Raw genomic sequence first — 23660 nt, forward strand, 5'->3', positions numbered from 1 at the left:
TAATGAAGGATCTAGCACTTTGTTTTGATCAAAACAGTTTGAATAGATTGTTGCCATTTTACATTTTGGTGTCTCCAGATCTTGAAATTATAAGTTTTGGTACAAGCCTAGGCAAAGTATGTCAAGACTTAACCAATAATGCTTTATTTACAAGCGTATTTAAAATTGTAAGACCACAACTAGATTTAATTTCCTTCCCGAAAATTGTTGCACATTGTAATAATCATATTGTAATTCAAAATAATTTATCAGGTCTCACACTTCGTGGGCAGTTTGAATTAGTGGGTGAAAATGTATTGTTTGTGGGCTCGCCTTGGTTTACATCTATGGTAGAACTGATGAACAAAGGTTTGACGTTTGAAGATTTTGCTCCAAATGATCCTTCAATTGATTTGTTGCACGTTCTTAATAATGCTGACAACACTTCTAAGGAATTAAAGGAATTGTTGATAACAATCAATATTCAGAAGAACAAGCTAAAACTAGCTAACAAGGAGATTCAAGATATTGCACTCTTTCCCACTCAAAATCCAGATCCTTTAATTCGTATTGATACTCAAGGCAATCTTTTGAAACGTAATCCAGCAGCAGAACAATTAACAACTTTTCTTTACAACGGTAGTAATTATCCAACAGAAGATTTTTTTAAACATATTGTAACGAAAATTGATTTTGACAAAGAAAGATGGATATTTGAAGCCCAAACGAATAATAATGATTATTCCTTTGTTTGCAAGACTCTAAAAGAACAAGGTTATGTAAATATTTATGGTCGTGATGTAACAGAACAGAAGAAACGTGAAGCAGAGATAAATAGATTGTCTCTTGTAGCAAGTACCAATGTTAATGCGGTAATTTTTACAGCACTTGATGGAACTATCAATTGGGCCAATGAAGGTTTTGTCAAACTTACGGGATACACCTTGAAAGAGGCAATAGGGCGCACCACTGAGGATTTATTTAAGGGGGCCTTAGTAGATCAATCCATGTTTTACGCAATAAAAACTGCAAAGGCAAGAGGAGAACATTTTAATCAGGAATTAATACATTATAAAAAGGATAGTACATGGTTTTGGGCAAAGGCTGAGGGACAACCTTTATTTGATACTGAAGGAAATGTAAAAGAATATTTTGCGTTAATAGAGGATATAACAGCTAAAAAGAGCGACGAAGAAGAGCTAAAAAGGTTGTCACTAGTGGCAAGTTTAAACGATAATGGTATTGTATTTACAAGGCCTAATGGTAAAATATTTTGGTGTAATGATGCTTATACTACCTATACAGGTTATTCTAAAGATGAAATTATAGGTAAAACTCCTGTACAAATAGGTAAAACCTCGGATATTGATGATGAGCAGTTGAATATTATGGTAAGTTCTTTTTATAATGGATTCCCATTTGATGTGGAACTGAAGCATGGTAGAAAAGACGGTAGTTCTTTTTGGGTTAAGGCCAAAGGGCAACCTATAGTTGATGAAAAAGGTGTGGTTACTCAATTTTTTGCCATGATTGAGGATATTTCTCTTAAAAAAAGGTACGATGAAAGTTTACAAATTGAAAAAGAGAAGTATCGAAGAGTAATTGCAAATATGAATCTTGGATTGCTTGAAGTTGATCTTGATAATAAGATAACCATGGCCAATCACAGTTTTACAACTATGAGTGGCTATACTCAGCAAGAGCTCTTAGGGAATCATCCTATAGAAATTTTTGTTGGCGAAAGTGGTAAGGATATATTGAAGACCAAAGATAGATTAAGAGCTGATGGATTAACAGATTCTTATGAGTTGCAGGTATTTGATAAAAATAAAAACGAAAAAATATGGCTTATTAGTGGTGCTCCAAATTATGATGTGCAAGGTAATTTAATAGGTTCAATAGGGATTCACCTAGACATTACGGTGCAAAAAAATCAAGAGCAGCAATTATATTTATTGTCTTTGATTGCAGAGAAAAATTTAAATTCAGTTGTTATTGCAGATCAAATGGGTCGGATAGAATGGGCTAATACAAGCTTTTTAAGAATGTCTGGGTATTCTAAGGAAGAAATTATAGGTCAAAGGCCAGGAACTTTGCTACAAGGTCCAGAATCGAACCCTGAGGTGGTTCTTTATTTGAAAAATCAAATAAAAAAAGGACTTCCTTTTAATTGCGAAATTATTAATTATTCTAAAAACAAGGAAAAATATTGGGTGCGCATTCAAGGGCAGGCACTTTATGACAAAGCCGGGAAAATAATAAAATATTTCGCCATTGAAGAGGATATTACAGCGCAAAAACAATTAGAATCCCAAAAAGAGAATTTGTTATCTGATTTAGCAAAAACTAACAAAGAACTGGAGGATTATGCGCAAATAGTATCACATGATTTAAAATCGCCTCTACGAAGTATTAATTCGTTGATTACATGGATTAAAGAAGAAAATGTAGGTAAATTTGACGCAACAACTCAAAAATATTTTTCATTGATTGAGCATAAAGTGGAGAAAATGGATCATCTTATTGAAGGTATTTTAACATATTCTAAAATTGATAAGGAGACAGGAAAATCAGAAATTATTGATACTCATGAAATTGTACAGAGTATTATAGATATTATTCATCTTCCAGATCATATTAGCGTTTCCATCATTGGTTCATTACCTAGTATTAAAGCAGATAGGTTTAGGATACAACAATTGTTTCAAAACTTGATAGGAAATGCAGTAAATTATATTGATAAGGAACAAGGTTTGGTTGAGGTAGCTGTAATTGAAGATGCTGGTGCGTATGTTTTTTCCATAAAAGATAATGGGGTGGGAATGCCAAAAGAAATTCATTCAAAAATATTTGAAACCTTTAAGTCATTTACAACAAGTAAACACTCAACAGGTATAGGCTTGTCAATTGTAAAGAAAATTATAACTTTTTATCAAGGGGATATTTGGTTAGAAAGTCAAGAGGGTGTAGGAACCACATTTTTTGTTAAATTAAAAAAAGAATCATGAAAATTATTCAAGCAAATAAATTAACCCGAGGTGGATGGAGCTATATACAAGAAAAATCAAAATTACTAAACCCACTTGTACTTGTTTTTGGAAATCGTTTTTTATTAGCAAATAGTGAGGTTTTACAGGATATTCGCAATGAGTTTCCTTATGATGATCTAGTTTTTGGATCTACTTCAGGTGAAATTTCAGGCTCGAGTGTAAATGATGATTCGATTTCGGTGGTTGCTATAGAGTTTGAAAAGTCTAGTTTTGTTGTTAAACGAGAAAATATTTTAAACTATAATAAAGACGCTAAAAAGCTAGGTGAGTACTTGTATGGGCAAATGCCAAAAGAAAATCTTAAACATTTATTTGTACTCTCAGAAGGGAGTTTTGTAAATGGCAGTTCTTTAATTTCTGGTCTTGAGACTAATATGGATAACGCTGGATTATCCATAACAGGTGGTATGTGTGGCGATGATGCACGTTTTGAAAAAACACTTGCCTCATATAAAGAAGATCCAAAAGAAGGGGAAGTAGTCTTGATAGGATTTTATGGATCAACATTAGAAGTTTCCTATGCCAGTTACGGCGGATGGATTCCTTTTGGACCAGAGCGTGTAATTACAAAGTCAGTAGCAAATGTCTTGTATGAAATTGATGACCAACCCGCAGTAGACCTTTATAAAAAATATCTTGGTGATAAATCTAGTGAACTGCCGCAAGCTTCTTTATTATATCCGTTAAATGTAACACCTGACGGTAAGAAAGAGCCAGTGGTACGAACAATTTTAAATATTGATAATGATACGCAGTCTATGATTCTTGCAGGTGATGTGCCCGTAAATTCAAGAGTTCAACTTATGATGGCATCAGTTGACGGTATAGCACAAGGTGCTAATACTGCCGCAAAGTACGGTATGAAAAATAGAACGACTGCTCCTGAATTAGCTATATTGGTCAGCTGTATCGGCAGGAAATTGGTAATGAGTCAGCGTGTTGAAGAAGAAATAGAGCATGTTAGAGAGGTTATTGGTCTACAAGTTCCTATTGCAGGATTCTATTCGTATGGTGAAATGGCTCCATTTAATGGGGAGACCGCCTGCGAATTACACAATCAAACGATGACATTAACCTTAATAAGCGAATAATGCATTCATTATTGAAAAGACAAATAGATAAAAAACTTAATGGAGGTCTTAATGACTTGGATATTTTTTTGGATGCAGTGAATGAATCGTATCAAAATTATGAGAGTCAAATAGAGATGCTGCAGCGTGCTATGAAAATTAGCTCTGACGAATTATTTGAGGCAAATCAAAAATTAAGGGATGAAGCTAAAAGCTTAAAAGAATTAAATAAAAATTTGCAGTCTATCCTTAATTCTATGAGTGTAGGGCAGGAATTTATGACTAATACAGCGGTTTTTGATTCTTCTGAATATATTAAGCAACAATCTATTGAAATTGTAAAAATCAATAAACAAAGAGAAGAATTATTGGTTGATCTTGAAAAACAAAACAAAGCGTTGAATGAATATGCCCATATGGTCTCACACGATTTGAAGGCTCCTTTACGTAGTATTGACGCATTGATTAATTGGTTTATTCAAGATAATGAGCCGCTCATGAGTGCACCTAATTTAAAGTCATTAAACAGAATTTTGTTAAATGTAGAGAAAATGGATTCGTTAATTACGGGAATATTGAATTATTCCTCCATTGAAAATCACACGCACGAAGAACGAGTTATTGATTTAAATTTAGTTGTACGAGATTTTCTAAACACTATTGAAGTGCCAGATAATGCCAATGTTATCATAACGAACGTACTCCCTGTTTTAAGGGGAAATGATTTTAGATTGAAGCAACTTTTTCAAAATCTAATTCAAAATGCGCTTAAATACAATGATAAAGAACACATTGAAATTGAGATCTCAAGTACCGAAAAGGAACAAGAATATTTATTTGAGATAAAAGATAATGGAATGGGTATTCCTCAAGCATACCAGCATAAAATATTTGATATTTTTTCTAAATTACAAAATGACGATAACTCCTCAGGAATTGGACTATCTATCGTAAAAAGAATAATTGAGTTTTATAAAGGAAGAATTTGGCTTCAAAGCCAAGAGAAAGTAGGGACTACTTTTTTCTTCACAATACCAAAGAATCATGGAAACACCTAATTTAAACTATGTAAATGAATTGTCTGGTGACAATGAGCAATTTAAAGCAAAAATTATATCCATCATAAAAAAAGAATTGCCTGTAGAGGTTGGAACTTATGAAAATTACATGCAGGAATCAGATTATTTTAATGCTGCACAATCTGTTCATAAACTGAAACATAAAATTTCTATACTAGGTCTCGAAAAAAGTTATTATATTGCTGTTGATTATGAGCATAATTTAAATAATGACTCCGTAGCCCTAAAAAATGATTTTGAAATAATTTTAAAGGCTATGCAGGAGTTTGTTATAAAACTCTAAAAAACAGCCGTATGAATTGCATTATTGTTGATGATGAAGAAATGGCAAGAGCCATAATAGCGCAGTTTGTATTAACTTCAACAGATATTGAATGTTTAGGGGAATTCCCAAGTGCTATTGACGCCATGAAATTTTTGAATCAAAAACAAGTTGATCTTATATTCTTGGACATCCATATGCCTAATTTCTCAGGTTTTGATTTTATTCAAACGATAAAGAACCCGCCGCAGATTATATTAGTAACTTCTGATAGAGATTTTGCTATTGAAGCTTTTGAGTACGAATGTATAGTAGATTATCTTGTGAAACCCATTACAGAATCTCGATTTTTAAAAGCGATTCAAAAAGTTACAGCTATAAAAACCGATGATGCACAAGTAGCAGCACCTCTACAAGCAGAAGAAAAATCCAACCATTTCTATGTAAATATTGATCGTAGATTGATAAAAATTGACAATTTTTCAGTGAATGTTATTGAAGCCAAAGGGGATTATATCCATATAAAGACGGATACTAAAAACTACATTGTGCACTCTACAATGAAAAAGATAGAAGACAAACTTCCCAAAGACTTATTTTTAAAAATCCATCGTTCGTTCATTATTAATGTTACAAAAATTATTGATATTGAAGATAATAGCGTTTTGATTGCAAAAGATGTGATCCCAATAAGTAGGTCAAATAAAACGGAACTTTTAAGACGAATCAACGTTATATAGAGTAGTTTTTTTACCACAATAACGGAGAAAAAGTGCATTTCGTCGATTATTTTTGCATTTCGTCTATAATACTATTATTTTTGACTTGTTTTAAAAATAGTAAGTATGAAAGTAAATTTACCCAATGCAGCAACTTTAACTCTTGATTCTTCAAGTAATGAGTTATACGGTTATTTTTTAGTATCCAACAGATGGACGGTAATGAACGATGCGAATATTACTTTCGTAAGGAAAAATGCGTTAGGATACTGTTACAATTTAGACTGGGGAGGACCATTAACTAGGCATGAAGCCTTAAAATTGAGAAATAATAGTGCGGCAATAACTATTGTAAGTATAGCTACAATAAAGCCTTTTCTTAAGACAACGAATGATAAGATTTACCTCCCAAATACTGCTGATGTGCGAAAAGCAATTGGTATAGATAATGAGGATCTACAATTAGCAAACTAAATATAAATTTGTCCTCGAAGTTATTCTTACAAAATTTCATTTGGCTACACTCTTTAACCGTTTACCTAAGGTTATTAATCACTTATCGAAAACATTACTTTCTATCTTTAGTTTGAATGTATCTTTGTTAAGCAATCAAGAAGTTAACCCTTTTTGACCCCAAATCAAATTTTTTAAATGCTGTTTTAATGGATTGTGAAAATAGTCCTTGTTAGTATAAATAGTTTTTAAAAGCAAGTTTAATTTTTTAGTTTCATTGTTGAGTTAGTAAAAAAAGACTGCTGCCACGAGCAGTCTTTTTTGTTTATACTAAAAACGAAACTTTGATACTCAAGAAAGATTTTATGATTCAAGTTGTATTTTACATCAAATTCAAATCAATTTTAACATTTATAATGAGGTTAAGTAAAACAAAGAAAGACTGCTTGTAGGCAGTCTTTCTTTGTAAATAAAATTTATAAGTGGGTATTACTTGAGGGTAAACAAAGGATCACGGGTTAAATTCCATTTTACTCGTAAACCAAATTCATTAAAAGTAAACCCTGAGGCCGTGGTAGATGCAATATTACTTCGGGTTACATAGATATTACTCAACAGCCTATCCGAAAATTTGTAACCTAGTTTGGCTTGAACACGATAGGTCCACTGTTTTGTATTGTCTTCTATAAACTGGTATCCTGTAGCCAAGTTAGCGTTGTAAAACCAGGATTTAGACTCGATAATTTTTTCGTCTTTTAATACTTCTAAGAATAGTTCTACCGCATTAAATTTCTTTGGACTAAAATAATCAGTAGGAACACGATCTTTAAAAGCTATGTATTGATAGTTTAATCCCCCTTTCAGTACAGGTTTAGAGAGGAAATTATAGTAAAAAGAGGTAAATAATAAATTTCGATTATTGTTATCTGTTTGCGAAGTGAAAAAATATTGAGTAAACCAACCAAAATTAAAGTTGGTACTCAAATTATAATTTAAATAGTAATTATTAGTAGCAATTTGCTTGTCAATAAGATCAGTATTAAAGTTTTGCATTTCGCGCTTGTAACCCACTTCAAGATCTTGAAGTTTCATAGGTTTCAACTTAAAATAAGTATGCAATAAAAGTTGGTTGTAATTAGAAGTTAATGAACTTGCAGTATTCACCCCAGCCTCAAAGGAGTAACTTATTTTAGGATGAAATTGATAAGTTGCTCCAATCAAATAATCATTACTTTTTGCATTTTTCAATGTAACTGTATTTTCAGTTTTGCGGTATTGATAGGTTGCATTTACGGTCCATTTTGTAGACAAAGGTATAGTAACAGCTGTTCTTGTGGCTATAGCTGTATTATTACCGTTATCAAAAGAGTAGCTTAATTTTTCTTCGATAAAAGGAGTGAAATCCTCTTTTATTTTTTTTATAAATTGAAGTGCATCTCCTTGATTGTTAAAAATAGATAAGGTTGTTAAGGCTGCCTGATATGCCATACTTGTCTCACCAGATGCTTTGTAAGCATTGGCAATCCCTAAGTTACCATCAAATGATTTTGTGTCGTTTTCTAAAATGTTTTTATAATAAGTGATGCTATCTGGGAAATTACTTTTGTAAATATCCAGCGTTGCGGCAAGTGACAAAACCCAGTTTTCATTGGGGTATTTTTGTTGTAATGCTTCAATATAAACTTTAACTTCTTTGTATTTTTTATTCCAAATCAACGCTTGGGCATATCGCTCTTGAGTTTGTTTTTTTAAACTTTCATCAATTATGTTTTGCGATAAGGATAAGGATTCAGTAGCTAGTTTTAAAGCCTCTTTTTCTTTATTGTCAATGTGTGCTAGAAGTGAAAGCCCATTTAATGCCAGTACGGGATGTTCTTTTGATAGTAATTGGTACACTGCATTACCTTTGGCAATATCTTTTGTGATGAGGTACATATTAGCCTTATTCATCAGAGTTTCTTTATCTAATGGAAAATCAACTAGGATTTCATCATAAAACGCCTCGGCTTCTGCGTATTTTTTTTCATTCACATATTGGTAACCATACCCTAATTTAATATATTTTCTGGAAACCAAAGCACCTGGGTTTGCAGCTGACAATTCTAAGGCTTTGTTTACGTTTGCTAGTGCGTTTTGATATTCTTTTAAATTGGATAAGGTATTGGCAAAGCCAAGATGCGCCACAAAATTGGTTGGGTTTTTTTGAACAAGTTCGCTATAAAATACTTTAGCTTCATCAAATTTTTTGTTCCAAAGTAAAGATTCGGCGTAATTTAATTCTATTTCTAAATCTCCAGGATATTCACTCTTTAATTGAATGAAGTTTTCAAGTGCTTCTGGAGCTTGATTGTTTAAACCAATGGCTCTTGCATAGCATAGTCGGGCTGTTTTATTTTTTGGATAGTATTTAAGGATATCTTTAAAAAAAAGTTCTGCTTTTGCAAACTCTCCTTTTTCTAGATGGCTAAATCCCACATTCATGTCTTGTGCTTGTAGTGTAAAACTAAGTAGACTAATAAATACAAGCGCAATTTTTTGTAGTAAATTCATAGTTGTAAGGTGTAAGATTCGTTATTGCAAGTTAAGTATTAAATCGTAATATTTCGTCTACACTTTTAGGTTATTCATCTAAGTATTAATGCTTGTTTTTGATAATGTGCGATATTTGGTAAAGAAATTAATTACACTTTAAATTTAAATACGATGGCAATACATATTACGTATAATTCTGGGGTTTATGAAATTAAGGGATTGTTGAGTTCAGAAAACAGTGTATATTTAGAAAATCATTTAAATAGTTTGCTCTCTACTTCAAATGGTATTGTAGTTTCATTTGAAAAAGTAGAAGCTATGGATGCGTATACTACCAAAAATGTTTTAGCTATATATGACAAAGCTCAAAAAAACGATAAATCTTTTTTCATCATCGGTAGAAAAAATAAATGTATTTCAGCATGTTTTGATGCACTAGGCTCTACAGATGTATTACTATAATATTGAATTAAAAATGTGTACTAAATGAAATTACTTGTAAGTATTGCCTCAAAGATACCAAGAAGATTAGGTCCTGAGCAGCTTTTTATGTTGACCATATTATTGGTAAACGGAGGTAATTATTTGTACAATTTAATTTTGGGTAGGCTTTTAGGTCCCGAAGCATTTTCTGATGCGGCCATATTAATCACCTTATTACTCATACTGTCTTTTATAGGGATGACGTTTCAAATAGTAGCTGCAAAATATGCTGTTCTTTTTCAGGAGAATCAGTTGTTGTTATTTCTTAAATTTATTTTGAAATATGCTGTTATACTTGGAATTATTCTTGGTTTAGGCATTGTGGTTTTTCACAAGGAACTTCAAACACTTTTTCATACCCAAACCGCCTCTATGTTTTATATTTTTGGGATAGGTGTTCCCTTGTATTTTGTCATGAGTGTGAATAGAGGTTTGTATCAAGGTCAAAACTATCTTTCAAAACTGGCAACAACTTACCAAGCCGAAATGGGAAGTAGGTTACTATTTACAATTCCGGTCTTATTTATCCTTCCTTCAATTCCTAGTTCTGTTGTAGTTGCTATAGGTATTTTACTGTCTTTTATTGCTGGATTAGTTCCATTTCAAAAAACAATTTTTAGTAAAATTGAGGCTAATAGCAACGCTACTATTAATCACAAATCTATTGTGATATTTTTTGCGTTGACCGCTTTTTATGAGTTTACACAAATTATTATAAATAATAGTGATATTATATTAGTCAAACATTATTTTAGTAATACTGATGCGGGTTTGTATGCTTCGCTAGCACTGATTGGGCGTGTAGTGTATTTTGTGGCTTGGATGTTTGTTATGCTTTTGTTGCCCAAAGTGATCCAAATGAAAAAAGACCATCAGGATACACTTCCTATTTTACTTAAATATGTGAGCTACATTGTGTTTTTATCTTCCTGTATTGTTTTGTTTACTGCTTTATTTCCAGATTTTGTAGTTCGTATTATGTTTGGTAAAGCGTATGTTTCTATTTCTTATTTATTATGGAAATATGCTCTTGCGACCTCTCTTTTTGCTGTTGCAAATATTTTTGCCTATTACTATTTGTCTTTAAATCAATACATTCCTGTAGTAGTCTCGGCTGTTTTGGGTTCTGCACAAATTGTTTTAATTATTTTTTACCATAACTCTCTGGAACAAGTGGTTCACATGCAAATTATTGCCATGGTAACCTTGCTTTTTTTCCAATTGTTATATTTCTTTTATAAAAATCGTATTTCATTACAGTAAATAACCAATGCCTAATTATTAAACCAAATTTAAAGCACATGAAACTAGCCATAATTACAGCTTTTCCACCCAGCAAAGTAACCTTGAATGAATATGGATATCATTTAGTTAAAAATTTTGCACAAAAAAATGAAATCTCAGAGGTGATTTTACTGTGTGATAAAACTCAAGATGCTAAGCAACTGGACTTTGAAAACAGTGATAAAGTTAAGGTGAGGGAATGCTGGTCATTTAATAGTTACACCAATATTATTTCTATCATGGATGCCATACGTGCTGAAAAACCAGATGCTGTTTTGATTAATTTGCAATTTATGAAATTTGGCGATAAAAAGGTTCCTGCAGCTTTAGGACTCATGATTCCTTCGGTTTTACGATTGAATTCTATCCCAACAGTTTCCTTGCTACACAACATCCTAGAGCAAGTTGATCTGGAGAGTGCTGGTTTTACAGATAATAAACTAGCGCAACGTTTCTATAATTTTGTAGGCACTTCATTGACCAAATTTATATTAAAGTCTGATGTCGTGGCAGTAACTATCAACAAATATGTAGAGGTACTGGTAAAGAAATACAAAGTAAATAATGTTATTGTAGTACCACATGGAACTTTTGATACCATTGACGAACCCTCGTTTGACTTAGTTTCAGGACCCAAACAAATTATGGCTTTTGGGAAATTTGGAACCTATAAAAAAGTCGAAATTTTGATAGAAGCAGCTATAATCATCAGAAAACGTAGTTCAGAAGCCATAGAAGTAGTTGTTGCAGGTACTGATAGTCCTAATACGCCTGGCTATTTAGCGAGTGTTCAAAAAAAATACAAAGATACGCCAGGCATCCGATTTACAGGATATGTTGAGGAGAAAGATGTGCCCGTAATTTTTGGAGACAGTACGGTTGTTGCTTTTCCGTACACTTCTACCACAGGGAGTTCTGGGGTGTTGCATCAAGCAGGGAGTTATGGCAAAGCCGTAGTCATGCCAGATCTGGGAGATTTAGCATTACTAGTAGAAGAAGAAGGGTATAAAGGAGAGTTTTTTAATCCTGAGAGTGCAGAATCACTTGCAACTGCAATAGAGAAAATAATTAATGATGATGCAAATCGAAAATCAATTGCTATGCAGAACTTTAAAGCAGCAAGCGCTTTATCTATGGTAACAATTACAGACATGTATTTGAAAACATTCCAAAAAATTATAAAATCTAAATTTTAATTCGAAATGTATTTATAAGCGGGTTTGTTTTTGCCTTTAACATCAATAAACCCAAATTGTTTTTGCCTGTTTTTTTGCCAAGGCCATTTTCCAGCTACTTGATCCGGTACTTTTGGAAAATCATACAATGTCCAGGACATAAAGGAATAATTGTTTTTCTTGAAATACGCTTGCATTTTTTGGTGGTATTGGGCTTGATTTTCTAAACTACTTTCCCATAAATTCCAGATCCCGCCGTAAGAAGGAACTCCAAATTCTTGAATTACAACCGGTTTTTTTAAAGTTTTTATTAAAGTATTGGTTTCATACTCTAAGTGTTGCATGTCATTGTAAAAGTGATACGAAACAAAATCTATTTTATCAGCCAGTTGTGAAGCCGCCACAGAGTTTGACCAGCCAATTGTAATTAAGTGGTTTGGGTCATTTTCTCTAATTACCGTTACCATGTGGTCAAGCCATTGCAAAACATTTTCTTTACCTCTGTTTTCAAAATCTAAATTAGGCTCGTTTTTTAAATCCCAAGCTATGATTGCTTTATGGTCTTTAAATGTTGATACTATTTGCTCTGCATGCCTGTGTGTTAAGGTCCAGCTGTCTAGTGAGTAATCGCTGTAAAAATCAAATAAGGTTACCATAACCCCAAGATTTTTGGCTGCAGCCAAATCTAAAAGGGTTTTAAGTTTAACCATCTTTTCAGGATTTATATTGGCTTTCCCAAAATCATCGTATTGAATAAAAACCCGTATAGAGTTTAAATTTGATTTTTTGATGATGTCAAAATCCTTTGCAATAGTATCCTTGTGAAATTGTTCCCCAAAGGTATCCCAAGCTGAATTTTTTGGGTAGTAATTAATGCCTTTGATAACAAATTGTTTTTTGTTTTTAAGGATTTTATCCTCTTGAATACTGTACTCGGGTTCTGGTTGTATGGAGTCTTTAGCAAATGGAGAGGGTTCCATTTTTTGAAAATGACGCACGCGCCAGTAGCCATCCTCAAGCAGCATCATTACTTTGTATGTTGCGGTGTCTTGTACCGTGGTGAGTAACTTTTTATTGAGATAGATTTTTTGAAACTCAATTACGTTTTTATCTGTAAAAACAACTAGCTGCCCGTCTTCGCTGTAAAATTCTAATTCAGGAAAATGTTTTAGTGTGGTGTTTTCTATTGTAATTTCTTGTGCTTTATTGTGTTGAATGACTTTGTATAGATTATCACGCGTGTTCATGGTATAATAATCGTCAATGCCTTTTGGAGTATTATTTTGCAAAGCTTTGTTTTTTATGTGCCAAGAAAAGAGGTAATCCCGTTCAATTTTTCCTAATGTGTTTTTCTCCATTTCACGCGCTGGATTTTCAAGTTTGGTCCAAGTTACTTTGGGTAAGTAGACATCCTCGCTTTTTGTTTCAAGGTGTAACATGGCGCTTCTATCAGCACCCGTATTCAAGTAATCCAGAATTTTTGCCATACCAAATAGCGTAAAAATACTAATCACGATAAACGATAATATAAAGGCCGTTTTGTAAATATTTCGGTTATTGATAATTTTCATACGGTATGGATTCAGTTTTCTTGGTTACGCCAAGAGTGGTAATTTCAAATTGATAAGCGGATTGTTTGTAAAAAGGAGGTAATAGTATAAATGTAGCTAATCCTTTGGCACTTTCAACAATTTTTGTTTCTATTAATTTATTTTTATGAAATATTTTTAGCTCCACTTTTATTCCATCAGGAACTATTTGGTTCATGAAACTGGTTAATGGTCCTACCACAATTTTTCGATTTTTTTCAAGAAACTGATAAGGAAAATCTTTTATCAATGCTTGATACGCAATTTGAATGGGTTTGCTCTCGGCCATGCCCGTAACATAGGCTTTTACCGTATAAATTTCTTGATGATCTGGATGCAATAACTGTGCAATAGCCACACCATTTATTGTGGCTGCAAATGTTTTCAAGAAATTATTATTTTTTGTTGTGACTTGAAATGTAACTAAGGTTCCGTCTCCTACTAAATTGCCAAATTGATCTTTAATCACCGAAGTTTTTAGTTTGGTAATTTGGTTTCCATCTGCAAATTGATGGTTCCTAGCATAATCAATAGTAAAGTTTGTGGCTATTGATGGCGTAATTTCGGTTTCGAATTCCTTTGATAATGCCGTATTGCATTGTGTTGAAATGAGCATTTTCCCCGAGATTGTTCTGGAGTAAATGTTTTTCCATGCTATAAAATCAGCCGTTTTCTTAGTGGTAACATTAATGTCATCTAGGAATTGATCTTTTATAAACACAGTGGTGTTGTCTTTTTTTGGGTTGTCATAACTGTCCGTGGGGATTGCAACCATCATTGTGTAATGGTCTTGCCCTGTGAGAATGGTAGTTGGACCCAAATAATTTTCAATCAAAGTGGGCGTGGCATCATTAGGTATAATTTCAAATTGTCCAGCCGCAATATTCTTTCTATCTTGGATAAGATACCAAGAAACGGTTCCTGTTTTTTTGGCATACAATTCGGGAATACTAAACCGCAATTTATTCTTGTCAACTTTCCCTTTAACGATTGTTTTTCCGTAGGAATGAATCAAAAATAAATCAGCGTTTTTAACCGCTCTAAGTGAAGAAAACTGGAGCTGTATTGGGGTTCCCGCAGTAAACTTTTTTTGGGATGTATCCAATGTAATTGTGGCTGCAGTGCTAGTTGTTTTTACAACTGCAAAAACGACTAGGCAACAGATACAAAGGAGAATGACTGCTATTTTTTTCATTATTTAGGATTACCAATATAGTTGTTCAATTCAATTTTAACATAACTAAAACCTTTTCCGTTTACTTTTTGTAAAAGTTCCTTTTCCATTACCTTGTTTCTATTGGGAACAATAGTTTGTGCCAGATCTTTATTGGGTAAACCATTTACAAAGCAATTTTCTAATGATGATAAAATAATTTTACAGTTAGTCAAGTCAAGGAGTTTATAATCAAAATATTGCTTGCGTTGCACCCGAATACCTTCTCTAACAAAATAATGATCAACGTATAAAAGTTCTTTTTCTTTTGTGTAATAAGACACAATCAATTCTGGAACGGTTACTTCTTGAATCCCATAATTAAAAAGTGTACCCTTAAGATGGTTGTTTTCTACCACTAGGTCAGAAAGAGCTACTTGTATATAAAAATCTGTTATGGCAACATTTCCTGCTGATTGAATGTCAAAGTTAGAAGGTGTTTCGGCAATATTTTTAGGGGTATATTCATTAGGGTTGAACGTTGTAGGCTTGTTAGCCTCTTTTTTCAGCCAAGAAATCTCTTCAAAGTTTACCTTAAAACTAGTTGTCTCTTTGGGTAAAATTTTATGTTTAATAGCGTCTTTGGCATTGAATGTTGCCAATTCTTTATCGTATTTATTATACAAAGTAGACTTTACAATAACATCTGCAGGACTGTTGTCAAGGTTTTGTAATTCCCCTACAATCATGTATTCATTGTTATAATGAATTAATTTGGCCGATAGGATTTCAAGCTCTGGTTGCTTTAATACATCCTCATGATAGGTTTGTTGGGTCGTAATTTTTCGTCGTCCTTGCTTGTAATACTCTGTTAAATTGCTAGATAAAAATTGATCAGGTGGAATGTCTAATGGCATTTTTTGAGGAAGTATAAACCATTTTCCGTTGCGTTTGATAGTTTCGTGGTAGTAATCCTTATTGATAATTTCTAAGGGTGTAATCCATTTTGTTTTTGCCACTAGCGTTGTTCTCTGATTTGCTTTTTTAATAATTTTAATTTCTATGGCATCTAGTTTTGCATATGAATTTAATATTCCATCAGCAACAGATGTTTCCAGCATGAATTGTGATATCGAGAGTTTACTTTTTGGGTCAATAAAAGAATGTGCTTTTTCATAAAACTTAAAATCGAGAGCATCATAGTAGCTCTTAACTACATTTTCAGGGCTTATTTGGGTAGCATTGGCAATGTAAGTTTTATATCCGCCAAAAGCCATAATGATGAACAACACGAGAACCCAAAGGTGTAAAACACCAATGAGTTTTAGGGGAAACTGGGTATAGGAAACGTTAAACTTAAAAAAGTCTGGTTTTGGTTCGTCTTTAACTTTTAAGGCTTTAAAAAATATACTTTGCACATTCACAACAAAGGCTATGAGAATGGTAAGTATTGGGATAATACCCCACATTAGTTTAAGATAAACTGGAACCTCATCTTTAGGAAGTACTTTTGGCAAAGGAGCAATATTAAGTCTTTCCCAAACCATAATGCCGTTTTCTAACTGGGATAGGCGGTGCCATCCACAAAAGTAAAGTATGGGATCATAAAATTTATCATTAGAAAACACATATTTTAAATTGTATTTTTCGGGTACGGTTAAAAATTGTTGCAAAGAACCAATTCCTTCCATACCTCTAAACTTTGAATTCTCAAGTCGCTCAATAGCTCGTGAGGTAAGCTCGGGTAATCTTCGGGCGGAATGGTAATTTCCATCAACCGTTTTGGCATTGGTTTGTGAGGATAAAGTTGCCATTTGGTCCCCAAAACCCAGAGGTAAATACCGCCATTGATCGTGCTGATCTTGATTTAAAAAGTTGACTAGCGGGAGTGTATTTATTTTTTGGGGTTGAAAAGGTCTAAAATAACCTAGAGTAATTGTAAAACTGGCAAAAAACAAAAAAGAACCCGCAAAGGCTGCACCAAGAATTCGATGGTAAATATTCCCAAATTTATTTTGAATAGCTGTTTTTAAATCGCCTTCAATTAAGCGGTATACAAACTCTCCAGACATGGGTAAACTCATAATAGAAGCCCAAAGGGTAAAACGGTCAAGCGTAAGAATGTTAAACGCATTTTCTCCTAAAACCTTAAGCGGTATGGGCGTTGTACCTCCAGTTCCTAGAATGGTGAGCAAAGTGATTGACAATCCAAAACAAATGTATCTTTTGCTGAAATAACGATAAAATACATAGGGTAAAATAAAAAATAAGATTCCCCAGGGTATGACAAAAAACATTAACCCAGATGAGGTTACTTCTAGAAAATTATCACGGCTGCCATGAGGTATGGGTACTTGCGTGATAGGGTTTGCCTTAGAATTTACCCAATACGGAAAAATACAAAAGACAATAAGCACTAGTGAACCAGCTCCAAAAAAGATAATCCTTTTTAAAAGTTTGAACAAGGTTTGTACAAATAATTTGAATCGTATTTCCTTGTAGGAGTTTACCTTTTCCCGAGATACATCCATAACAACAGTACCTATCAAAGGGAAAATAAAGAAAACCATTCCAAAAATAGGGGTTACATGATGGGAACAAATGGTTACTGCAAGCAATGAAAAGGCACTAAGAAGGTTCTTGATTTTTCCAGTTTTTATCCAAAGATAGATTTCGGGCATACAGTGCATTAATATTGACACACCCACGATGCTAGGTAATTGCCCAAAAATATGCAAGGTTTCTACAAACGATGACGAGAAAACGGCTACTAAAGCAGCATAACCAGCTACCGTTCTATCGGCAGTAATCAATAGGGTATAGCGGTAAACTCCTGTTATAAACAAAAGAATACCAATAATGGCCACGGTAAATAAACCAAATTTTAAACCACCTAGTAGCGATAATAATCCTATTGCCTGATGCACAAGTGGCGGATACCCCATTACTGTAAAACCGGTGTACCAACTGTAGTTCCAGGGTTCAAACCAACTTGTAGCATAATGATTAGCAAAAAACATATGAATTAAAGCATCATACGTACTTTCTAGCGTGAAAAATATGGCACTACCATGAAAAACCACTCCTATAAGAAGGGCAACAATTAAATATTTATTTGATTTTTCGGTAGACATCCAGTTTGTATTGATGTTTTTGTAAATGTATTAATAAAACTGTTAATTTAACGTTAGATGGCAGTCATTAACAAAGATTTTATGGTGTTTTTTAAATCAAATTTGATATATTTACTTCAACCAAACTATCTTAAACTCATAAGTATGAAAATATTAATTGTTGACGATCAAGAGTTAGTGATACTCTCTTTAGAAAAAAGCCTTGTTGATTTAGGTTACGAAGTATTTTCAGCCAATACCATTTCTGATGGAATTAAAAGCTATGATTTGCATTTGCCCAATCTTGTTATTGCTGATATTAACATGCCTTATTCTAATGAAAAGGAAATCACTAAGGAAGAACTTAATGTGTATAATGGTCTTGAAATTGCAAAACACATAAAAGTAGTTAGAGGGCATAACACTCCTGTTATGATTTTATCGGGAAATACAGAGGAAGATATTATTGTAAAAGGATTTGATTTAGGAGTTGATGATTACATGAAAAAACCACTCAGTTTAAGTGAGATAGGAGCGCGTGTAAAACGGTTGATAGGTGTGGGCGGTAAGCCGGCTAAAATAACTCAAAAAAACCAAATCATTCAAAACAACTGTATTGGGGTTGTAATTCCATGTTATAATGAGGAACTTCGTTTATTAGGAGATGATTTTAAAGCTTTTATTAATTCAAATTTAGGATACCATTTGTGTTTTGTAAATGACGGTAGTAAAGATAAAACGCTGGAAGTTCTTGAAAAATTAAGAGAAGGGCATGAAGATCACATTAGTATTTATGATTGTGAAAAAAATGGAGGCAAAGCCGAAGCAGTCCGATTAGGGATGCTTCACCTAGCCAAACAAGATCAATTTGATTACATCGGTTTTTTAGATGCTGATTTATCTACAGATTTTGAAGATTTTCATGATTTGGTGACTACCATTTCAACGTCAAATTTTAAATTTGTCGGGGGCTCTAGGATGGCTCGTATGGGTGCTGATATTACTAAAGAATCTGCTCGTGCTATTATTAGTAAAATTATTAATTTTATCATTCGAAGAACAATTGGAATGGAATTCAATGACACGCAATGTGGTGCTAAAATCATGAGCAAAGACGTGATTGAAAAAACCTTTCAAACCAAGTTTTTGACCAAGTGGTTGTTTGATGTAGAAATTTTAATGCGAATGAAACAAGTGTACGGGGACGAAGAAACTAAAAAACTAGTTTGTGAACAGCCCTTAAAAAGATGGATTCATGCTGATGGATCTAAACTTTCTTTTAAAGATTCCTTGAAAATTGTGTTTCAGATAGGCCAAATTGCTATTCACTACAGATAATTGTGTATAATTAAATTTTAAAATAAGGAGACAAAATTACACACCTTGAGTGCAAAAAAAATAAAATTGGTATTACTTTTGACAGCGTATTAATACAAAGTCTAAAACTACTGTAAACAAAATGATAGATCAAATTAAAAAATTTTTAAACGAAGACCAAGACCCAAAAGCAATCGAAAAAATTGCTGCTAAGCTGAGTGATTTATTAATGAAAAACGAGGAAGTAGGGTATATAGCAGTACAAAAAAAACCGGCTATTACGGTCTTACCAGACAGTATTGTCCTTACTAACAAGCGAATCATTATTTGTCAGCCTAAAAACCTTGGGCTATCAATGAACTTCATTGATTATACTTGGGATGAAATAGAGGGAACTTTTGTTAAGGAAAACATTTTAGGATCTGAGTTTTCATTTACTACACGCACAAATATGGAAGTGTCTATTGATTATATTCCAAAAATACAAGCCCGTAAAATTTTTACGTATGCCAAGGAGCAACTTGATATTTTAAAAACAGGCGCGGTAAGTGCAATAACTATTGAGGAAGTGCAACCAGCTACCGTTGTTCCTGATGCTGAAATCATAGAGGAAATGGAAACCGAGGAAGTAACCAGTTTTGCCGAAATCATGCCTGTAGCACAGCCACCAGTCTATAATTATGAAAAGGAACAAGCGCAAGCAGCGCCAGAAACAAGTAAGGAAGCAGGACTTGCCAGTTTATCTCAAGACGAATTGTTTGAAAAACTACAGAATTATAAAAAACTACTCGATAACGGCTTGATTTTACAAGGCGAATATGATGCTTTTAAGAAAGAAATTTTGAGTCACATGTAATAGTGCTAGAGTCTTAAACTCAAAAGTCCTAAACTCAAAAGATAATTTACCTTTTGATTTTAGGACTTTTTTAAATTCAATGATTTGTTTTACAGTGTTTTTTTCTGTTTTTCTACAAAATTATTAGACTGTAATTCTAATAGATCAGTGGCGTTTTTACGCTGTAGGTCATACAGTTTTTTATCATCGGCGATGTCAGCATATACTTTGTTATGCATGCTTTCACTTGTTTTTACCAGAAGAGACCTTTGGTATTTGTCTTGTTCAATGGTTGCTTTTAATGCGGTTTCAAGATCTTCTAATTTAAAATCATATTCGCCTTTTGGAGCCAAAAGTTTTGCAATAATTGGCGAGGTTTCAATGGCTAAAAATAGCAACATTATAAAAAACGATGGCAACCAAGGCAATTTGTTCAAGGCATTAATTCGGGCCATTAAACCATCAAATCCATCAATAATAGGTTGAGTTTCGGTCACTTTTTTGTCTAAATCAGCTTGTAAAGTTTTTGTGTTTTTTTCCATCTCAGCAATTTTGGCCAAGTTGGTTTTTTGTAAAGTGTCTAATTCTTGTTTGGCCAAATCATGCTTGGCAATTTTTTCTTTAAAAACAGGACCTTTGCCTAGTTTTTTGGTTCCTGCTGTTCCTTCTGCCTCTTTGATATAGGTTTCGTATAAGGTGTTAACCTCTTTCTCTTTAGTTGTTATTTCTAATTTCAGCTTGTCAATTTCAGCTTTGTTTTTGTCTAAATCACTTTTGAAGTACGTAGCTACCTCTTTTTTATTGGCTAAAGCCATCGCATTTTTCTCTTTCAACAAAACAGTATTGATTTCTTTTTCGAAAATTTTAATTTCTAAGGGTTTCGAGATTACAATGGCAATGATTACCGCTAAAATAATTCGGGGTGTAGCTTGTAAAAATTCGGCACCAAACTGATCTCGTTTTCGAATAGTAGAAACAATAAAACGATCCAAATTAAAAATAAGAAAAGCCCATACAACACCAAAAGCGACGGCGGGATAAACACTATCAAATACGGTAAATAGGGCATAAGCACTGGCAAGAAAAGCCATTACTGCGGTAAAGAATACGGTGGCGCCTATCCCTACATATTTAGTTTGCTCACCTTCTGAACAAGTTTCTAGAAGGTCTTTGTCTGCGCCTGAGCATAGAATAAAAAATTGTTTTAACATGATTGTAGATTGTTTTGATTGATTTGTGTTTTTGTCACAAGGACGTTTTGATTACTTACAAATTTAACGCCAAAAAACGAATCACATGCTAAAATGTTGATTTCTTTTGTCTTACCACATAAAAAAAGTAAAGCCGCTCTTTACGAACGGCTTTACAAGTGTTGAATTATAATTAACTTATGCTAGTGGAGCACCTGCCATAATCTCTGGATTGGCAAATTCTTCAAATTTTGCAAAATTTTCTTTGAATTTTTGAGCAAGTTCTAATGCTTTTTCATCGTAAAGCTCTGGGTTTTCCCAAGTATTTCTAGGATTCAAAATTTCACTAGGAACATTAGGGCACGATTGTGGTTTTGCAATTCCAAAAACTTTGTGGTTCTCATAAGCAACATTATCAAGCTCACCGTTAAGTGCTGCTGTGATCATGGCTCTTGTGTATTTTAATTTCATACGGCTTCCTACTCCGTATGCACCACCAGTCCAACCTGTGTTGATTAACCAAACCGTTACATTCGCATCTTTCATTTTTTTGCTTAACATTTCAGCATATTTCGTTGGGTGCAAAGGCATAAATGGCGCTCCAAAACAAGCCGAAAAATTAGGCTGTGGTTCTGTTACTCCTGCTTCTGTTCCGGCAACTTTAGCGGTATAACCAGATATAAAGTGGTATGCTGCTTGACCTGGTGTCAATTTTGCAATAGGAGGTAAAATACCAAATGAATCAGCGGTTAAGAAAAATATGTTTTTAGGATTGTTACCTATAGATCCTGGCTGGATATTATCTATATGTGTAATTGGGTAGCTTACGCGTGTGTTTTGAGTGATGCTTACATCTTCAAAATCTACTTCATTAGTACCTTCTTTAAAAACTACATTTTCAAGGATAGCTCCTTTTTTAATTGCTCTAAAAATGTCTGGTTCGTTTTCCTCGCTAAGATTAATTACTTTGGCGTAGCAACCTCCTTCAAAGTTGAAAACGGTATTTTCATTGGTCCATCCGTGTTCGTCGTCACCAATCAATTTACGATCTGGATCAGCAGATAAAGTTGTTTTTCCTGTTCCAGACAAACCAAAGAAGATAGCTGTATCTCCTTTTTCACCTACATTGGCACTGCAATGCATAGGCAATGTGTTTTTGAAAACAGGTAAAATGAAATTCAATGCAGAGAAAATTCCTTTTTTCATTTCTCCTGTATATCCTGTACCGCCTATTAAAACTACTTTTTTAGTAAAGTCTAATATGGCAAAATTACTTTGACGTGTACCATCTACAGCTGGATCAGCCATAAAACTTGGTACACAAAGTACCGTCCATTCTGGTGTAAAACTAGCTATTTCAGATGCTTCTGGTCTTAAAAACATATTGTAACAAAACAAGTTTGCCCAAGGAGTTTCGGTTACCACACGTACATTTAATCTGTAATTTGGATCAGAACATACGTAAGAATCACGTACATAAACTTCTTTATTTGATAAGTAAGCAGTTACTTTATTGTATAGTTTTTCAAAAGCAGCAGGCTCAAACGGAATGTTTACTTTACCCCACCAAACTTTATCTTCGCTTATGCTATCACGCACAATAAAACGATCTTGTGGAGAACGGCCTGTATATTCTCCTGTGTTTACGGCTAAAGCTCCTGTAGAACTCTCAACTCCTTGACCTGATTGTATTGTAATATTGTGTAATTCTTCTGGAGATAACTGGTAATGAATGTTTACGTTTTCAATTCCTAAATCTGTTAACGAAATCGATTGCGAGAAATGCATAGTATTGTCCATAAATTTAGTGTGTATAGTTACATTTAATAGACTACAAAAGTAGAAATTAAATTTCAGTTAGCCTTTAATTCTGATGATTTTGTGATTTTTTATCAAATATTGATGTCAATAACACAAACCAAGCAATAATTAGTAGGAGACCGCCTATTGGCGTTACGAATCCGATAATTCTAAAATCGAAAGTAGTGAGGTTGTTGGTAGCCAAAAGATAGATAGATCCTGAGAATAATGCTACGCCCGAAAGCACTAAATAATAAATGGCTTTTTGCTTTTTTTGTGAAAGCGCATCATAGTTCCCTATGAAAAGTAAAAACAAAGCATGATACATTTGGTACCGAACTCCCGTTTCAAATGTTACCAATTGGTCAACAGATAAAACTTTTTTCAAGGCATGCGCGCCAAAAGCGCCTAAAATAATGGCAATCATTCCTAAAACAGCACCGCTGGCTATGATTCTTTTTTTCATGGATCTTGTATTTAGTACAAAAGTATTTGATCTCAAATGAAATTAAAAGTTTTTGAGGCCTTTGTTTTGGCGAAAGCATGTTAAAAAAAGTGCTTTATTTGTAGGTTATAA

The 23660-nt window shown here is 33.5% G+C and carries 18 protein-coding genes; 11 read left to right on the plus strand and 7 right to left on the minus strand.

Features of this window, described 5'->3' with window-relative positions:
• Nucleotides 1-2 precede the first annotated feature (2 nt).
• From FJV36_RS14500 to FJV36_RS14525, 6 genes are all read left to right on the plus strand, one after another.
• Nucleotides 3-2987: a PAS domain S-box protein gene (locus FJV36_RS14500; RefSeq protein WP_158728405.1), complete on the plus strand. Its 2985-nt coding sequence runs from the start codon at nucleotides 3-5 to the stop codon at nucleotides 2985-2987.
• Nucleotides 2984-4120 carry an FIST signal transduction protein gene (locus FJV36_RS14505; RefSeq protein ID WP_158728406.1) on the plus strand — a complete coding sequence of 379 codons (1137 nt, stop codon included), beginning with the start codon at nucleotides 2984-2986 and terminating at the stop codon, nucleotides 4118-4120. The genes FJV36_RS14500 and FJV36_RS14505 overlap by 4 nt, the downstream gene beginning before the upstream one ends.
• The gene (locus FJV36_RS14510) at nucleotides 4120-5157 is read left to right on the plus strand and encodes an ATP-binding protein (protein ID WP_158728407.1); all 1038 of its coding nucleotides are present in this window, start codon (nucleotides 4120-4122) and stop codon (nucleotides 5155-5157) included. The genes FJV36_RS14505 and FJV36_RS14510 overlap by 1 nt, the downstream gene beginning before the upstream one ends.
• Nucleotides 5144-5461, plus strand: a complete 318-nt coding sequence (locus tag FJV36_RS14515; protein WP_158728408.1) for an Hpt domain-containing protein — start codon at nucleotides 5144-5146, stop codon at nucleotides 5459-5461. Before FJV36_RS14510 ends, FJV36_RS14515 begins: the two co-directional genes overlap by 14 nt.
• 11 nt (nucleotides 5462-5472) lie before the next feature.
• A complete protein-coding gene (locus FJV36_RS14520; RefSeq protein ID WP_158728409.1) occupies nucleotides 5473-6180 on the plus strand; it encodes a LytTR family DNA-binding domain-containing protein in 708 nt (235 codons plus the stop codon).
• 105 nt (nucleotides 6181-6285) lie between these two features.
• Nucleotides 6286-6633: a hypothetical protein gene (locus tag FJV36_RS14525; protein ID WP_158728410.1), complete on the plus strand. Its 348-nt coding sequence runs from the start codon at nucleotides 6286-6288 to the stop codon at nucleotides 6631-6633.
• Nucleotides 6634-7101: 468 nt separating this feature from the next.
• Here FJV36_RS14525 and FJV36_RS14530 read toward each other — a convergent pair whose 3' ends face one another.
• Nucleotides 7102-9162, minus strand: coding sequence for a tetratricopeptide repeat protein (locus FJV36_RS14530; protein WP_158728411.1), 2061 nt, complete (start codon nucleotides 9160-9162; stop codon nucleotides 7102-7104).
• A 153-nt stretch (nucleotides 9163-9315) separates the two neighbouring features.
• Here FJV36_RS14530 and FJV36_RS14535 point away from each other — a divergent pair, with 153 nt between their 5' ends.
• Genes FJV36_RS14535 through FJV36_RS14545 form a run of 3 tightly spaced genes read left to right on the plus strand, consistent with a single transcriptional unit; the run spans nucleotide 9316 to nucleotide 12107 of the window.
• The gene (locus tag FJV36_RS14535; protein WP_158728412.1) at nucleotides 9316-9606 is read left to right on the plus strand and encodes an STAS domain-containing protein; all 291 of its coding nucleotides are present in this window, start codon (nucleotides 9316-9318) and stop codon (nucleotides 9604-9606) included.
• Between the two features lie 24 nt (nucleotides 9607-9630).
• A complete protein-coding gene (locus FJV36_RS14540) occupies nucleotides 9631-10890 on the plus strand; it encodes an oligosaccharide flippase family protein (RefSeq protein WP_158728413.1) in 1260 nt (419 codons plus the stop codon).
• Between the two features lie 38 nt (nucleotides 10891-10928).
• Nucleotides 10929-12107 carry a glycosyltransferase gene (locus tag FJV36_RS14545; RefSeq protein WP_158728414.1) on the plus strand — a complete coding sequence of 393 codons (1179 nt, stop codon included), beginning with the start codon at nucleotides 10929-10931 and terminating at the stop codon, nucleotides 12105-12107.
• On the opposite strand, the gene FJV36_RS14550 is transcribed toward FJV36_RS14545, so the two are convergent.
• The 3 genes from FJV36_RS14550 to FJV36_RS14560 are packed head-to-tail and all read right to left on the minus strand — an operon-like array spanning nucleotide 12104 to nucleotide 17962.
• Complete coding sequence (locus FJV36_RS14550; protein WP_158728415.1) at nucleotides 12104-13657, minus strand: cellulase family glycosylhydrolase; 1554 nt, start codon at nucleotides 13655-13657, stop codon at nucleotides 12104-12106. The two genes, FJV36_RS14545 and FJV36_RS14550, sit on opposite strands and share 4 nt — an antisense overlap.
• Nucleotides 13641-14870 (minus strand): hypothetical protein, encoded by a 1230-nt coding sequence (locus FJV36_RS14555; protein WP_158728416.1) that lies wholly within the window; start codon nucleotides 14868-14870, stop codon nucleotides 13641-13643. Before FJV36_RS14555 ends, FJV36_RS14550 begins: the two co-directional genes overlap by 17 nt.
• The gene (locus FJV36_RS14560; protein WP_158728417.1) at nucleotides 14870-17962 is read right to left on the minus strand and encodes a hypothetical protein; all 3093 of its coding nucleotides are present in this window, start codon (nucleotides 17960-17962) and stop codon (nucleotides 14870-14872) included. Before FJV36_RS14560 ends, FJV36_RS14555 begins: the two co-directional genes overlap by 1 nt.
• Nucleotides 17963-18106: 144 nt before the next feature.
• Between FJV36_RS14560 and FJV36_RS14565 the strand changes: the two genes are divergently transcribed.
• Nucleotides 18107-19279, plus strand: coding sequence for a glycosyltransferase (locus FJV36_RS14565; RefSeq protein ID WP_158728418.1), 1173 nt, complete (start codon nucleotides 18107-18109; stop codon nucleotides 19277-19279).
• A gap of 121 nt (nucleotides 19280-19400) precedes the next feature.
• Nucleotides 19401-20114: a PH domain-containing protein gene (locus tag FJV36_RS14570; RefSeq protein WP_158728419.1), complete on the plus strand. Its 714-nt coding sequence runs from the start codon at nucleotides 19401-19403 to the stop codon at nucleotides 20112-20114.
• Nucleotides 20115-20203: 89 nt separating this feature from the next.
• Here the strand turns inward: FJV36_RS14570 and FJV36_RS14575 are convergent, their stop codons facing one another.
• The 3 genes from FJV36_RS14575 to FJV36_RS14585 form a co-directional block, all read right to left on the minus strand.
• A complete protein-coding gene (locus FJV36_RS14575; RefSeq protein ID WP_158728420.1) occupies nucleotides 20204-21304 on the minus strand; it encodes a DUF4407 domain-containing protein in 1101 nt (366 codons plus the stop codon).
• 177 nt (nucleotides 21305-21481) lie between these two features.
• Nucleotides 21482-23083 (minus strand): phosphoenolpyruvate carboxykinase (ATP), encoded by a 1602-nt coding sequence (pckA, locus tag FJV36_RS14580; protein WP_158728421.1) that lies wholly within the window; start codon nucleotides 23081-23083, stop codon nucleotides 21482-21484.
• A 64-nt stretch (nucleotides 23084-23147) separates the two neighbouring features.
• Complete coding sequence (locus FJV36_RS14585; RefSeq protein WP_158728422.1) at nucleotides 23148-23549, minus strand: DUF423 domain-containing protein; 402 nt, start codon at nucleotides 23547-23549, stop codon at nucleotides 23148-23150.
• Nucleotides 23550-23660 lie beyond the last annotated feature (111 nt).

It is taken from the genome of Flavobacterium sp. I-STPP5a, from assembly GCF_009764685.1.
GTDB lineage: Bacteria > Bacteroidota > Bacteroidia > Flavobacteriales > Flavobacteriaceae > Flavobacterium.